Here is a 15,513-nt window from a genome sequence, read left to right as displayed (position 1 = left end):
TATCTATCTCTTCCCTCTACTAATAGTTATTTTCCACATCTGCTTCAAAAGGAAAATCTGGTTGATTCATATGTTCTTTTTGCATGATTACCAACATCTCTTCTACTATTTGAGGGTATTCTGCAGCAACATTATTCTGCTCACCTCTGTCAGCACTCAAATCATACAATTCAACTGTCGTTTTTGCTTCATCAAAACAATTCAACCTAACTGCCTTCCACTTTCCATTGCGTACTGCTTGTTTACCTCCTTGTTCGTGAAATTCCCAATACAGATAATCGTGCTGTTCTTGTTGTTCTCCTAATAATTCAGGCATAAAAGAGATTCCATCAATATTTTTGGGAACTGGAACTCCTGCTGCATCTGCCAAGGTTGGCATTACATCCCAGAAAGCTGATACATGTTTAGTTTTAGACTTACCTTTTATTTTACCTGGCCACCTCACTATCATTGGAGCACGCACGCCTCCTTCATACAGGTCGCGTTTATAACCTCTTAAGCCTCCACCACTTTTAAAAAAATCCGGGTCGGCACCACCTTCCTTATGTGGTCCATTATCTGATGAAAACATGACAATGGTATTATCATCAATACCCAACTCCTTTAACTTGGTAAATACCTCACCTACTTGTTTATCAAGTAATGACACCATGGCTGCAAAGGTAGTACGTGGTTCAGGTTGCGAGCAGTAGTATTTAACTTCAAATGGCTCGTCACCATAATCTGCACCCGGTCGATTATCAACATGCGGTTCTTCTTCAAATTTGCCACGGTACTTTTTCATCATCTCCCCTTCAGGCATTATCAATTCAGCATGAGGAATCACATTGGGATAATACATGAAAAAGGGCTGGTCTTTGTTATCTTCGATAAACTTTAAGGCCTGTTCATGAATCAAATCACCAGAATATAGCTCTGTATTCTTAAAGTCATTCTCTTCTAGCATTACTTTCTGACTATTATGCCATAAGTGCATTGGGTAATAGCGATGTGCCTGTCGCTGACAGTTGTAGCCGTAAAACTCATCAAATCCCTGGTTGTTAGGGTCGCCTTCGGTGCCAACAAATCCTAGACCCCACTTACCAAAAGCCCCGGTGGCATATCCGGCTTCTTTCAACATTTCTGCCAAAGTATATGCCTGACTGCCCAAGGGGTGCTGTCCTTCTGGATCATATTCCTTGTTTCCACGGATCGGGGTATGACCGGTATGTTGCCCGGTTAATAAAACGCTTCGGGAAGGCGCACAAACAGTGCTTCCTGCGTAATGTTGGGTAAACAGCATTCCTTCAGCTGCCATTCTATCCAAATTAGGTGTTTCAAATTTTGTTTGACCATAACAGCCCAAATCTCCATACCCTAAATCATCAGCCAGAATATAAATAATATTAGGCTGTGTCGGCACTTCCGTTTTTTCTTTTTGTGCGTTGTTACATGCTGAGAAAAGTAATATTCCCAGCAAAATTCCTAGTAGATTTTTCATATCTAAATAAGTTATATTGTCTATTGTAATTATTGCAAAAATGCCCTTCCATTAACTTTTAAAGCATTTCTTAATTTGGATTTAACACTATTTGTTTTTCAACTTTGGCAGAATATATTTTACCGTTTCACGGGCAATAAGTCTATATCCGGTTGGATTTGGATGTTTGTCCTTGTACCAGTTTGGTAAATGTCCAAATAAAGGATCTAATTCATTGGTATAAACTCTTACCCAATCAGCTTTCTTCCATTCATAATATTTAGTGTACTGTGCAACAAGTTCATGGTACTTCTCAGGGATTTCGCTTAAAGGAAAAAATCGCACACTCATCGAATATTTTCCGTGCTCTTCCAATCCTCTTTGGTAAGCAGGACAAATATCAAATACATCTAGCTTCTCTTCAGCTGCTATGTTGACAATAAATTCATTTACAACCCGTGTATCACCTTCTTTAAGAAAAGGAAGTATGGTCATTACAATAATTTGGGATTCAGGAAAATCCATGCGCAACTGACCAATCAGCGCCTTCATATCCCCCGGAAAATTCTCCTCAAAAGGCTGCCTTTTAAGCCAGTCATTTATACCATAACGTAAAAAGATGTAGTCAACACTGTCGATTTCTTTAATCTCTCTATCGTATCGACCAGTATTTAAAAGTGAGTAAGCAGTCTCACCACCTCTGCCAACATTAATCGCTTCAACAGCCGGTATGCCTTCTTCATCAACTAATAGTTGCTCAATGGTAGTTTCGAAGGTTGGTTTACCTCCTTCAGTTGTACTATCACCAATAAGAAGTATTTTCACCTTTTTGTTTGCAGCATCCCCTTCCGCGGATTGCACGGCAAAATTATTGATGACGAGAAAGATAGTAAGTAATAAAAGAAGTTTACGCATTTTATTTTGTTATAAATTAAATGATACAATTCAATAATTATAGTTGTAGCTAAGGATTTATGTCCAAGAGTAATATGCTGGAAAATATAAAATCATTAATACAGATTCATAAATTAATCATCCTAATTCGGGTACAAATTGTGTTCATACAAATATTTCAACATTAAGAATAGTATGATGATTGTGATTATAATTAAAGGTATTTTTTCAACCAGTTTCGGTTTCTCCATATCAATAAAATTAGGCCACTAAACTAGCTTTATTCGCAGCTATCTTGGGGCTAGTATTATTCCAAAAAGTAGTCAGAAATTGTCTATCAACTAGGATGACCAAGCTTTACAATGCATTCCTAAAAAATGATTTTGACACTAATTCGTTAATTACATCTTATGAATTCTATGCCGCTTATTTCTTAATTAATTTGACCGCTTCTTCATCATTTATCTTTGCCAGATATACTCCCGTTTTCCAGGTAGAGGTGTTAATTTGCATAGTATTGCTTCTGGTTGTAGAATAAATGATTTCACCACTTAAATTGTAAATAACCAAAGAAGCATCCTTACTTTCGGAAGTCTTCACCCGCAAATGGTCGTCAAAAGGATTGGGATAAATACTGGAAAATTCCATTGTATCGGTTCTATCTATCGAAGTGTTATCTTGCTTGGTTTTTATGATACGAACAAAAAATACAGGGACTTCTTCTGCAGAATGTAACTCAATGTTAAATCCTGTCCCAATATCATCCATGATTGCATTAATGAAAAATGTTGCCGTTTTTACTTTATCTTTTCCTGTGGTTACAACAGATTTTTCCTGTATTCCGTTATTGTTTTTATAAAGCAGCTTTAGTGTTCCCTTTACCCCATCGTAATAAGAAACTTTGATAGCCATGCCCTGTTCACCTTTGGAAAATAAACGGTCATCAACTATAAAACCCATTTTCTTGCCTTTTCGCGCTGTAAAATCATAAGGTTTACTATTATCTGCATACCATAAATCTTTAGCGGTCGGAACGGCCATACAAGGCGTTGTTTCGTAACCGGGCATGTCTCTCTGGTACAACCACCGTTCAACATTTTTAACAGGTCCTGCATTTGAACTTCCATCTTCGTTTTTGTTGGCAAAAGGACTGATGTAAATTTCGTTTAACATTGAAAAAGCGTCAGGGGTGCTATGTACATTACGTGATAAACCCATTCCTAAATACCAGGTTAATTCAGGATTCAGTGTATTACCGTCGTGCATCACGTAGTTTCGGCGCATTTGTAACATGCGAAAAGTGGTAATGTAGTACCTGTAAGGAAAAGACTCTTCCCAACCGAATCGGCCTTCATTGCTGTACTCTTCATTTTCGTCGCCAAACGGAAACTTATTTTGCATAAACAGGTTATTTTCATCCACTTCCTCATAGCGATTGTTATTAATGGTAAGCCCAAACAGAGGCATATGCACAGTGGCTCCATACATTTCTATAAAACCATTTCGGGTACCAATTCCCATTTCTGCAGCGTAGGTAACATGGGCTTTCTCATCATGTCCCACATACATTAGTTTATGCTTGTTATCACCAAAAGCATCTGCCCAAACCTTTAAACGCTCTTTCGTTCGTTGTTCTATCTCGGTGGCATTATATAGCGCTTCTATCTTATTCTGGGAAGCATCATAAGACGTAAACTCTTCTCCTGCCGAAGCTGAACGATAACACACATTTACTAGCTTAAGCTCCTTTATTTCTGGAATACCGCTTTTCCCCAGTTCGGAAATAAATTTAAGATACCGGCTATGGTAATCCGGATCCATTATATCCATATTCGTTATCATATATTTGCCATCAATGGCTTTGTGCATCTCTATTTTAGCAATATCGAGCTCATCCATCCAACGGGGTGCATTTTTTCTTTCTTCAAGCCACAAAGGGATTTGTTTACCGGGAGTGGGGTAAGAGTTTATTTCCCAAACTGATGAAAGCAGCCTTAAAACCACCCCATCATACCCAACGGAGGCTTTCTTAATTCGGGTTCGCAATAGTTCGAAATTATATATGCCCTCTTTGGGTTCCAGCTCATCCCATCGCACCAGCACCGACACCAAGTTGTTACATGAGAAGTTAAGGTTAGGTACATTTTTATACTTGATATATGCATTTTCATCCGCCTCAACAAAATCGGGTAATGACCAATCCCATCCATCAATAATGACATCAGATGTATGCCACTCATCTTTATAAGGCCATGTTACTTTGTCGAATTCCCCCCAATACTTCCACAGATTTTTAGCGTAAGACGACAGGGAAACCATTTTTTCGCATGCTTCTATCCTTTGATTGTGCTTATCTTTAATTGCATCATTTCCATTATAGAAAAACTGAATGGATGGCGCATCCTTCACCTCGCGTGGTATTTCTATGGCTGTTGCCAATTGGATAGCGAGAGTTGTATCATTTCTTAATGAGACAGATACAACTTCATGTTCAATATCATCGACCTTCATGGCATAATTGGATGCGTTGGGAGAACCGGTAACTGGCAGGTTAATATTTGCCAATATTTCCTTTAAATTTTCAGGATTCAACTGTACCTCATTAATCAACAATACGTCGCCCAACTTAATGTTGTTAAAAATGATATTGCCCGAATACGGAATGCCTGTCCCTATTTGCACGCAAACTTCCTGAATGTTTCCATGTACTGTACCATTGGTCTCTTCCCATGATTCAATCAATGGTGTCAAGTCCAAAGCAAGTGTTTGCCAGTCGTTGGTTGAAGCGTCTAAAACAGGATATAAGCGCCACATCCCCGCGTCGGAGGCTTTATTGTAGACTCCATCAATTTTTAATGTTACAGCCAGCCCTGCTTGTTCGTCAGCTGCAATGTTGCCCACTTTGAATCGAAAGTATAAAATTGGGTTGGAATAAATGTTCTGATTGACATCTAAGTATAACCTGGCTTTCCAGGCCTTGTTTGCTTCTGATATACTTACTGCTAGTTCACCCGAATTTACTGCAAGGCTGGCATTTTCGGCGGATATTCCCTTATGATTACCGTCCTTAAAATCGTAATTAATCAGTGTAGCTTCTGAGCTACCATTAATTACAAAAAACAGCAGCAAACTCAAAACCAAGCTTTTATATTTATTACTTATCATAGATGTTGTGCATTTATTATTGTGCGTAAGAATTACGCAATACTCCAACTATCATCTTCTGAGATTACTAAAGACAGATTAATTACTCTAATCCTTTAAATGTCCCTTCTCAATTTCAATCAGATGAAAGCGACAGTTCGTTGTTCCTTTGTTTCTTAATATAAGGTCGGCGCCTTTTTCGCCACCATTATTCAATAAAGCATCATCCAGAGTAAGTATTAGTTCACTCCACTTAGCCTCTCGCGAGTTGGTTATTGTAATGGCGCTTTTCATTGGTTCATCTGCTGAATGGTAGCATAGTTCCCAACTGCCTTCATCGCCTTCGTAGTAGATAATTTTGACTTGTACGCTTGGTTTTACTACAGATGCATGACTATCAAAGAAATTATCATCCAAATCAAAAGACATGGTATTTTTACCATTAGCATAATCAAATCCACGGGCGAACCGACCGTATATGCTAGTGTCAATATTCCAATAGCCAATACTAGTTTCTTCAGGTTCTATTTGCGATAAATGCCGTTGGTAGTTTCCTGGAAGTATTTGCCAGCCGGCATCATTATATCCCTTCCTTTTTCTATTTATCATACCGCCACCTTTTGCCTTCGATGGATCGCTCATCTGCGCCCCATATTGACTAAAGGCATTGGCAATATTAACATAGCGTTGTTGGTTAAACTTAATGGCCTTGCCATAAGTTGCTTCTGGAAACCGATTAGTGTCAGAAGCATCCAGACCACTTCGTAACGCACAAAAAGCAAATTTTGCAGTAGATGCCCGGGTTTGTGCCGCATAGCGATTAAAAAGTATAAATGCCGGAAAATTTGCTTCACTTGTACAAGCTTCCCAGGGAACATTCCACATTGTAAGGCCACAATGCGTAGCATATAAGGCCGACCAATAAAGGCCTTGCGCAATATTTTGCTTACTCCAGCCATATGTCTTGTACTCAGCATCCTGCTCCCCTCGAGCAAAAAACACTTTACCTTGCGCCTCTACTTCATTTCTGAACGTGATGAAATTAGCTAATCGCTCCTGTGCGTCACTAATATGATACCCATGAGAAAACATACCATTTTTGAGCCCGACAGCATTAGGTAAGTTAGTTAGCATCCAATTATACTGCTCTTCTTCGTTAGCATCGTAATTTGTGAGCAGAGGTATCCGGAGTTCTCCGTCTTTTGAAAAGGCATTCACCAATACTTTCCACGTTTCTATCCTGAAATCACTCCATTCACGCGAAGAGATGTTATACTTTGAATCAATGGGGTGTCCTTTATATGGCTGCCCATCACCGGTAGACCCTTCTGCACTTTGCACAAACAACACCCTGTCTTTTAGATTTTCAGGCAAGTTTAAAACATACTTCCCCAACTCATTCAACATACGATGGAAATAGAATTTATAGTTTGAATCCAGATAATAAGGGAAATAACGTGTAAGCGTGTTCCCCAAAGGATTAACCGTTGGTGGAAATTCGACCAAAGGCACACCACTTTGAAACAGCCATGGTGGCGTAAAAGCCCAGGTGGTATCTTTGGCAGTAACCTCCTTGGTAGAGAAGGCCACCCAAACCATTAAGGTCGTATAGTAATTATCTTTATCTAATTGCTCTAATTTACTTTTAATTAGTTTGTCAAACTCAAATTTCCCGTTTCTGGGTTCTAAGTCGGCCCATCTTAAAATTGTTGGCGCCCCTTTTATATGAGGTGTTTTATCTGGATTGATAACTTTTGGGTTATAAACTCCCCACGTATATACACCCCAGGCATTTTCAGGAAAAACATCCTGTGCCTGAATATTTACACATATAATAAGAAGACATAAAGATGTAATCATTCTTATTGCAACACCCTTGTTAAATAATATATATTTCACTTTACACATGAGTTCAATATTATTTTTCTGTTTTTATCACCCTCACAAAGCTAACAACAGGCTCAAAACTATCTTTGCCATGTATCTCTAAATCAAATGGAATTGTTTTATTTTCAAAGTTACCTTCTATAAAAAAGGTAGCCGTTTTAAGTTTACCCGTATTCTCATTGGTAATAACCCTTGCTTCAATTCCGTTATTCCCTTGGTAAACTAGTGACCAGCTTCCCTTTCCCTTGTCGATATAGGAAATTTTAATGGCAAATGTTTTGTTTGATGCAAGAAAGACGTCGTCTACATCAAATCCAATTTTTTGTCCCTGCCTGGCTACATAGTCGTGGTACATGTCGGGTTTAACCATCCACATTTCAATGGGATGATCAATCTTAACAACGGGTTTCGTTTCATAACCTGGTATGTCGCGCTGATATACCCATCGTTCGAAATTCTTTACGGGACGCTGCCTTAAATAACTTTCACGCAAGAAACACCAGGCATCCGGTGCATCATCTCGTGTTTTACCGAGGTTGAGACTAACCCAGGTAAGCATATCAGGCAGTAAGGCAAATTCGTTATTCAGCAAATAGTTACAGCGCATTTGTAACAGTCGTATATTGGCAGTGAAGTAGCGATATGTGTATGGGTCAGTGTTTTCACCAAAACGAAATCCACGTTCTGCAGTGGCCCATTTTTCTTCATATTCCTCGTTTTCTTCTCCATGAAACAGATTCTTCTTTATTATTGCATTAGCTTCATCAACCATTAAATAGTCTTCAGTGTCTAACAATTGACCGATGTTTTCATCAGGAATATGGTACAGATACATCTCAACAAAACCACGACGAATGCCAAATCCTTTGCTAAATCCATAATCAGACAAACCACCCATAAACACTTTGTGCTCTACCCCTGAGCAGGCACCAGCCCAGGCATCAATGCGCTCACGCACATGCTGAACCGTATCATTGGCGTTGGCATTATGTTCCGGATAAGGGCCTATGCCTTCATCGCCATTGGAGGGTGAGGCATACCCCAAAAAAAGTCCCTTTACTTCTTCCATCTGCGGTATACCGCTCTTACCCAAGGCATCAATAAATTTCAGATAGCGTTGATGAAACTCGGGGTGACTGACCTCGTAATTTGCTTTTACCGGGTTTTCTTTATGCTCTTTACGGATAGGGATATTATAGTCCTTAATCCAATCAGGTGCAAAATCAGTGGCCGAAAAGTGAATGCGAACAATAGATCCATAGCCCTTTTGATAGGCTGCCTGTATGTTTTTTATTAATGGCTGAAAGTTTATTTCCCCTTCAACGGGTTCTAAATCTCTCCATCTAACCCAATGCGAGATAACAGGATTACATTTGAAGTTAATTGGAGGCAGTTGATTTATTTTATAGATACCTAGTCCAAAATTACGAGCAATACAGAGACTGGATTTGTCAGAGGGTTCAATATTATCTGGCAGCGTCCAGTCCCAACCATCTATCACCTTATCTTTAGATATCCATTGTGGATTTATTATCTCCGATATGGGTGTTTTTTGATACTCACCCCAATAAGGATAGCCCATTTCTGAAGGCTCTGCCTCTTCATGCTGAGAATAGACATCGCAAGAGGTTATTGCAAAAAAAGCTGTGATTATGGCATATAATATAGCATGTCTCTGGTAGTTGCTCATCTTGTGTTTTTTAATTGTTATAAAAGAGGGAAGCAGTTCTATATAGCTTCCCTCTTTTAACTTGCTTTATGCTTATAAAGATCTAATTACCTCTGCTTTATCTATAGTGGTCTATTTAATTACCAACTTAATGCTTGAGGTGCCTTTTTCATTGGTTACATTTAAAATGTATAAACCTTTTGAAAATGGTGTTAGGTCAAATTGATATTCACGTGCATTGACTTTTACATTGCTCATTAGCTCTCCAGATATGGCATACATACTAACATTCTTAATAGTAGTTTCACCTGTAATTTTGACTATATCACTAGCCGGATTTGGAAACACACTAACCCCCGCAGCTACTTGCTCAGTTCCTATTGTAGTAGCAATTGTCGCGCTTACATTGTACTGTATGAGTTCATCTAATCGGTCTTCCCATTCCATTCCAACAGGTACAAGTGTAGCACTTATCTTATATGCATCTGTTGCAATCGGAATATCGGCTGAAACAGTTAAATTCACATTTACAGTTGCAGTTCCTGATTCTACAGTTAAAGTGCTTTCACCGTATTTTGTCCAACTCCCGCCATTTTCTTGAACTATAACAGTTATATCTCGTTGTTCAGTGGCTTCATACTCCACAGCGACTGTTACTGTTTCTCCCTGTGAAATCACCTCTGGCGCTGTGAGACTTATTAATTGATCAATCGGTCCTGTTGGGGCTATAACATCAATATTATATAAATTTAATTCGTGAAGTCGTTCTGGATATGCACCGCCTACTGGTGCTATATAAGCACCTATTTTATAAACATCTGTGGCTGGTGGAGTGCTCGCTCCAACGGTTAGGTTTATATTTACTGAACCAGTTCCTGCTTCAACAGTTACTCTGGCACTTCCATAATTAGACCAGTCTGCTGTTGATTGAATATTTATAACAATATCACTTTGCGCAGTGGCCACGTAGTCTACCGTGACTACTTCTGTTTTACCTGCCTCGACTGGATCTGGCGCCGTAATGTTAGTAATTTCTTGAGCATTAACATTGCCAAAAGCAAATAGCAAACATGCAGTTGCAAATGAAAGTAGTAGTTTTTTCATAATGATTTTGAATTTAATTGTTAGATAATTGTTGATTCAAACTTAGGAATTGGAGATACTTTTTATGGCACTATTTTATTCCAAAGGATGGTCAGAAACAGGTAATTTTACAAGAAAGCTTGACCCCAAAACCTTTGACCAACTGTTTTTAAGGATTCTTTTTCTTAGTTATAAGTAAGTACAATAGCACGGATTTAAAATCGGCCTCTATCTTCTCTTTTTCCTGCTTTTTTTATCCGAAGTAGGGGCTACTGCATGCAGTTGTCCTTTTATTATACTATCCAGTTTCGATCGCCAGTTTTCACCAACCGGAACTATAGCAACAGCCAAATTATAGGCATTTGCAGCCAAGGGAATATCCTTAGAAACAGTTAACTCAACTTCTTTTTTCCCAGTACCAGCTGCAGCTTTTATTTTGGTCGAACCATAATTTGTCCAAGGCTCTTTGTTCAGTGTCAGATTAATAAGGATGTCGCGCGATTCAGTGGCTCCATATTCTACGGTAACTTTTATTTTCTCTCCGGGTGAAACTTGATCTGGTGCAACTATACTTATGATGTCGTCTACCGCAACTGTAATTTCCCTTGCTTTAACTGAGGCTGACACAGCATCCACATCTGCGATTGTACGTTCATCAAGTCGTTCAGGGTAGCTGCCACCAACCGGCACCAACGTAACACCTATTTTATAAGCACCGATGGCTAGTGGAATATCCGAACCTACAGGTACCTCAAGGTCTAGCTTGCCATTTCCTGATTTAGCTTTAGCTCTCACCCATGCATAACTTTTCCATTCACCCCCATTTTCCTGAACATTTACAAGAATATCCCTGGACTTGCTAATGCTATACTCGACAGTAACCTTCGCTGTTTGGCCCGGTGAAACTTCATGGGGTGCAGTGATGTTTGTGATTTTATCTTGAGCATTAACAATGCTAAATGCAGATAATAAGACAGAAAAGACTAAATAGAATAGTAGATTTTTCATAGTGATTTTGAATTTTAATTACTGAAATTTGTTGAATCAAACATAGAAATTGAGTGCTAAATCAAATACATCTATATATTCCTAAAAATGGCCAATTATTGTTCAGATTCAGCCACACAACTGATTAACGAATAGTTATCATTCTAGCCAATTCATATAAAGCCCCTGTTTTTAATCCAATTTAGTTAAGGTGAAATCATCAAACCAATAGGTATTGGAATATCTAGCATGTTGTATCAGCAGTCGCAAATATTTAACAGGTGTATCTTTGGATATTTTTACCGTAACTGACTGCTCTAAATAACCATTTTCTAATCCTTTCCAGGCAACTGTTCCACCTTTATCAATTTGGGTTAATACTTCACTGCTGATATCCTTTTTATTATCATCAATAGCACTACACATTATCCATAATGACCTTGTTTTGTCGGCATCTAAAGCCTTGACGTAAAATGAAAACTTATAGGTTCCAGGGCCATAATTACTAATGTCATTATCACCAAAAGATAGAGTAACATGAGCAGTGGTTCCTTCAGCATCTACTATTTTGGATTTAATAGCCTGAGTGCCATTCCTCCCTTCTCCAGGAGCTAAGCCACTATTTGCAGCATCTAACTTACTTGGTTTACTGTTTTCGTTGAACCATCCACCTTCAATTGACCACTTTTTTCCGTTTCGCTTATTTTGATACATGGGTGTTGTATCTTCCATATCACCATTGCTAACCGGAATATTAACTTGTGCATACATGCAAGAAAAGGCAATGAGAGCACAGGCTGTAGTAAAGAACTTTTTCATAGAGTGTTTTGATTTATATTCATTGTTAATTCTACAGCGTAAACATATTGAATGAATTAGGAAAGCTGTACACACTTTCATTTCAAAGAATGGTTGTTTTTATGTCTCGTGTGATTTCTTTTGAGCTTCTTAATAAACGATGATTGAAAATTATTTTCTTTTATCTATACTATCTTCCGGCCAGATAATCACATTCATCATTTCTCTTAATCTACTTCTTACTCGTTTCCCATAGAGTGTTTCAATATCCTTCGCATTGAGATTGGTAGTAACATGCGTAATGAGCCTGTCGGAAATGAATAAGTCGTAGCGACTGAGAATGACTTCGGCCAGGACATTGCATTCTGAGCCAAAATGTTTGATGTTGGATTCGGCTCCCAAATCATCAATGCAAAGTGTTTTGGGAATACGCTGCCCAGGTGAGATGCTAAAGCTTCGTTTAGAATAGCGGTGGATGGTATCATAACCATCTTTTTGGAATTCGAAACTAATGTCGCGACAGGCTTTAAGTGGAAAGCGCTGGTTATTGGGCAGGATAAGTGGCATTAACCTCATCAATGCTGTTTTGCCACAACCAACCGGTCCGAGCATGAGAATGCCTTTGCGTAGGTTTATTCCAAGTCGTTTGCATTCTTCAGGGTCGTGTATGAAGTATGCGAATAGTTTGTTAATGATGGGCCTATCTTCATCGTATAGTTTGAAATGAGGCCCATATAAGGCTTTGCCCTTTTGGGTGATGAGGTTGAGGGATTTAGAAAAATCGTAGTAGTTGATGTTGTTTTTGATTTGGTAATGCATTTTTTCAGAGTTGAGATGTGAGTAATGAGATTTGAGATGATTTACAGCTTGGTAATATTCTTCACGAATTAGCACGAATGGTTCGAAACGCTAAAGAGGTTCGTCGTAATTGGAGGATGAGGGTAGAGGGGATGTTGGGCGAAGACTGAATGTTTTATTTTCGGATGTGAGATGTTTAGATTTTCGATGTTTTTGACGGAACTGCTTCTTGCGAGTGTCATATGTACTTCGGCTCCGCTCAGCATCAAGACCTTTCTTTTCGAATTTCTTGATGTTGAGTATCCAATTGCGGGCAGCAGCCTTCCAGTCTTTCATTGGTGTTTTGCCACCAATGAGCCAGCCATTGGATTCATAGTAGTTGAAGAAGCGTTGGGCTTCGGTTTCGGGATAGCCTTTTTCGTGGAAGTAGATTTGGATATGGGATAAAGGGGGATGTTGGATTTGCGATTTATGATGTTCGATGGATGATTTTTGATTTTCGATGTCAGATGTATTTTTCATATCGTTACTTTTTTTAGAATTAGAAATTGAAAAATTTTCCTCTTTATAAAGAGTGTTAGTTTGTTTACTGTTTATATTGTTTATATAAGGGGGCATTTTTGACCCAACTAGGGAACAAGTAACTTGTTCATATGTGAACAGGTTAATGAGACTACCCACATTGGGATCGTGTGATGGATCATATCGAATAAAGTGATGTGATTGCAATTCTTTTAAAGCTTTTGAGTATGTTTTTGGCGAACCGATTTTTGCTGTTTTCATTATATCGTCGCGTGATACACTAATTGGATTTTTAAATCTTTCGATATTCCACCGTCTAAACAAAGCCAGATAGAGACTAATATGGTATGACTTAAAACTCTTTACCTGATCCATCAAGGCAAATATTTGGTTTAAATGCTTGATGTAGTTCATGGTGTGGTGTCGAACCCGATAGTTATCCGGGTGGTTAATTGTTGAGTTGAAAAGCTGATGATTTTCATGATGCAATACCTCAGCCTCCGGCATCTCCCCTTAAAAAGGGAGAGTTGCTTTACAGCTTTGTTAAGTGTTACGTTTCAGTTGTTAAAACGTAGCGATGCTTCTTATAGAACGGCTTCGCTTTTTTAGATGCTAGTATGACTGTTTGTTTTCGATGAGCATCTTTTGGATGTCGTCGCGATTGTAGTAGATGACACCGCCGATTTTGGTGAAGGGCAAGGTGCCGTTGTTACGCATGTTCTGGAGGGTGCCGTTGGAGACTTCCAGGAGGACTTTGGCTTCGTTGGATTTGAGCCAGGTTTTGGGTGTTGGTTTGATACTTTCTTTGAGTAGCTTTTCGATATCGCCCATAAGTGATTTACGGAATTGGTTGAGATCATCGGTAGTGATGAGGTCGTGGAGTAGCTTTTTGTTCTCGGTTTTCATTGTTTAGATTTTAGAGCGAAGCTGTCGCTTCTGTTAGAACACTTCGCTGTTAGACATTAGCTGATAATAGATGATTGATTTTGAACGAGAACAAAGGAAAGTAAAAGACAAATATGAAAACAGTGACAGGGGTGACATCACCCCTGTGTCACCCCTTGTTAATTACATCATTACCAGGCTTATGTATTTTTGAAAAAAAATTAAAAATTATTTTCTTGTAGTAGTTTGAGCTGCTTGAAAACAATACTTTTTAGTTTATCAACGGCACTGTTTTCAGGATGGTATTGGTGATTTTTTAGGCTGCCATATGATAGGTTGTCACGGTTGGTTGTAGAGAAGTTTTCTGCAAATACGGTAATTAGCTGTTTCTTTTTCTTTTCAGGAAAAATTCCAGAGTCAATGCAGAGCCGAATAAAACATCCCAATTGGGCAACGGATAAATTGGTTTTTACTTTTTCTGTACTATCATCCGGTTGAGTTATGAGTTCATTTCTATCGTTAATATGACAGGTGCTTTCAATGTAGATAATCTCCTGTACAACCCAGTTTATTAGCGTTTCTTTTAATGAAGGTTTATTAATCTGGTAGCCAGTTTTATTCACAACCACATGCTGCTTAAAGCACTTTTGAAAATACCTCAACACCTGTAACTGGTCTTCTTTTGTATCTTCCAACTGATATTTTTCAGTGATAAAATCAATGAAGAAATCAATTGTTTCAAGAGAGTTGAGGTTCCATTCAATTAGCTGTTTGCAAAACTCAACTGAAGAATCGTTAGCATCAAAAACAAACATCCAGTTGTTCTCCAGGTGTTGTAGCCATTGGTAAAGGAAACGTTTGTCATTAAAGCTATAAGCAGCTTTCTTTTGTTGAACAAAATCCATTAATGGATGTAGCATAACATGGAGTAATCGATCGCTTATTGAGATCTGAATAAGGTTTTGTAGAATCTCTTTGATTCTTTTCTGAATGTTTGCACGATGATAATCTTCACAAGTTCTGGGAAGGTTTGATTCGAGGTCAAAAAAATCTTTATATTGCTCATTAATGAATATCAATGACTCAGTCAGACTTTCTATTAAAGGCTCCAGATGAGTGGCATGACATTGCTTATTTTGTGAACACGGACAGTCTTTGATATTCAGCTCATCTATCAGGCGAATTAAACAGGCCTGGTAAAATACAACCAAGTTTAATAAACGTTTGCGAGTAAGCTGCTTTACTGATTCCGCCAGGAGTTTGTTTTTAATGGTTAAATGCAGAGTGCTTATTGGAAAAAACGCTGAAGTTGACCACCTCTTAACGATTTAAATTGACCAGGTCTAACGAACGAAATTGACCACCCTTTGACGCTCCAAAGTGACCA

General features: G+C 38.5%; 12 protein-coding genes. All 12 read right to left on the bottom strand.

The window, feature by feature from the left end; translation table 11 throughout:
• Nucleotides 1-19 precede the first annotated feature (19 nt).
• A complete protein-coding gene (locus J1N10_RS17950) occupies nucleotides 20-1,480 on the bottom strand; it encodes an arylsulfatase (protein ID WP_262328116.1) in 1,461 nt (486 codons plus the stop codon).
• An 87-nt stretch (nucleotides 1,481-1,567) separates the two neighbouring features.
• Nucleotides 1,568-2,374: an SGNH/GDSL hydrolase family protein gene (locus J1N10_RS17945; RefSeq protein WP_262328115.1), complete on the bottom strand. Its 807-nt coding sequence runs from the start codon at nucleotides 2,372-2,374 to the stop codon at nucleotides 1,568-1,570.
• A gap of 405 nt (nucleotides 2,375-2,779) precedes the next feature.
• A complete protein-coding gene (locus tag J1N10_RS17940; protein ID WP_262328114.1) occupies nucleotides 2,780-5,518 on the bottom strand; it encodes a T9SS type A sorting domain-containing protein in 2,739 nt (912 codons plus the stop codon).
• Nucleotides 5,519-5,605: 87 nt separating this feature from the next.
• Nucleotides 5,606-7,357: a hypothetical protein gene (locus J1N10_RS17935; RefSeq protein ID WP_262328113.1), complete on the bottom strand. Its 1,752-nt coding sequence runs from the start codon at nucleotides 7,355-7,357 to the stop codon at nucleotides 5,606-5,608.
• A gap of 58 nt (nucleotides 7,358-7,415) precedes the next feature.
• Nucleotides 7,416-9,074: a hypothetical protein gene (locus tag J1N10_RS17930; protein ID WP_262328112.1), complete on the bottom strand. Its 1,659-nt coding sequence runs from the start codon at nucleotides 9,072-9,074 to the stop codon at nucleotides 7,416-7,418.
• Nucleotides 9,075-9,185: 111 nt separating this feature from the next.
• Complete coding sequence (locus J1N10_RS17925; protein ID WP_262328111.1) at nucleotides 9,186-10,157, bottom strand: T9SS type A sorting domain-containing protein; 972 nt, start codon at nucleotides 10,155-10,157, stop codon at nucleotides 9,186-9,188.
• 207 nt (nucleotides 10,158-10,364) lie between these two features.
• Nucleotides 10,365-11,144 (bottom strand): hypothetical protein, encoded by a 780-nt coding sequence (locus J1N10_RS17920; protein WP_262328110.1) that lies wholly within the window; start codon nucleotides 11,142-11,144, stop codon nucleotides 10,365-10,367.
• A 171-nt stretch (nucleotides 11,145-11,315) separates the two neighbouring features.
• Nucleotides 11,316-11,942 (bottom strand): hypothetical protein, encoded by a 627-nt coding sequence (locus tag J1N10_RS17915; RefSeq protein ID WP_262328109.1) that lies wholly within the window; start codon nucleotides 11,940-11,942, stop codon nucleotides 11,316-11,318.
• A 150-nt stretch (nucleotides 11,943-12,092) separates the two neighbouring features.
• Nucleotides 12,093-12,740, bottom strand: coding sequence for a P-loop NTPase family protein (locus J1N10_RS17910; protein ID WP_262328108.1), 648 nt, complete (start codon nucleotides 12,738-12,740; stop codon nucleotides 12,093-12,095).
• 90 nt (nucleotides 12,741-12,830) lie between these two features.
• Nucleotides 12,831-13,616: a hypothetical protein gene (locus J1N10_RS17905; protein ID WP_262328107.1), complete on the bottom strand. Its 786-nt coding sequence runs from the start codon at nucleotides 13,614-13,616 to the stop codon at nucleotides 12,831-12,833.
• Nucleotides 13,617-13,853: 237 nt separating this feature from the next.
• Nucleotides 13,854-14,147: a helix-turn-helix domain-containing protein gene (locus J1N10_RS17900; protein ID WP_262328106.1), complete on the bottom strand. Its 294-nt coding sequence runs from the start codon at nucleotides 14,145-14,147 to the stop codon at nucleotides 13,854-13,856.
• A 200-nt stretch (nucleotides 14,148-14,347) separates the two neighbouring features.
• Nucleotides 14,348-15,337 (bottom strand): hypothetical protein, encoded by a 990-nt coding sequence (locus J1N10_RS17895; RefSeq protein WP_262328105.1) that lies wholly within the window; start codon nucleotides 15,335-15,337, stop codon nucleotides 14,348-14,350.
• Between the last annotated feature and the right edge of the window lie 176 nt (nucleotides 15,338-15,513).

It is taken from the genome of Carboxylicivirga litoralis (assembly GCF_025499605.1).
GTDB classification, from domain to species: domain Bacteria; phylum Bacteroidota; class Bacteroidia; order Bacteroidales; family Marinilabiliaceae; genus Carboxylicivirga; species Carboxylicivirga litoralis.
Note: the sequence above shows the minus strand (reverse complement) of the source record. Positions and strands in the feature narration are given on the sequence as shown.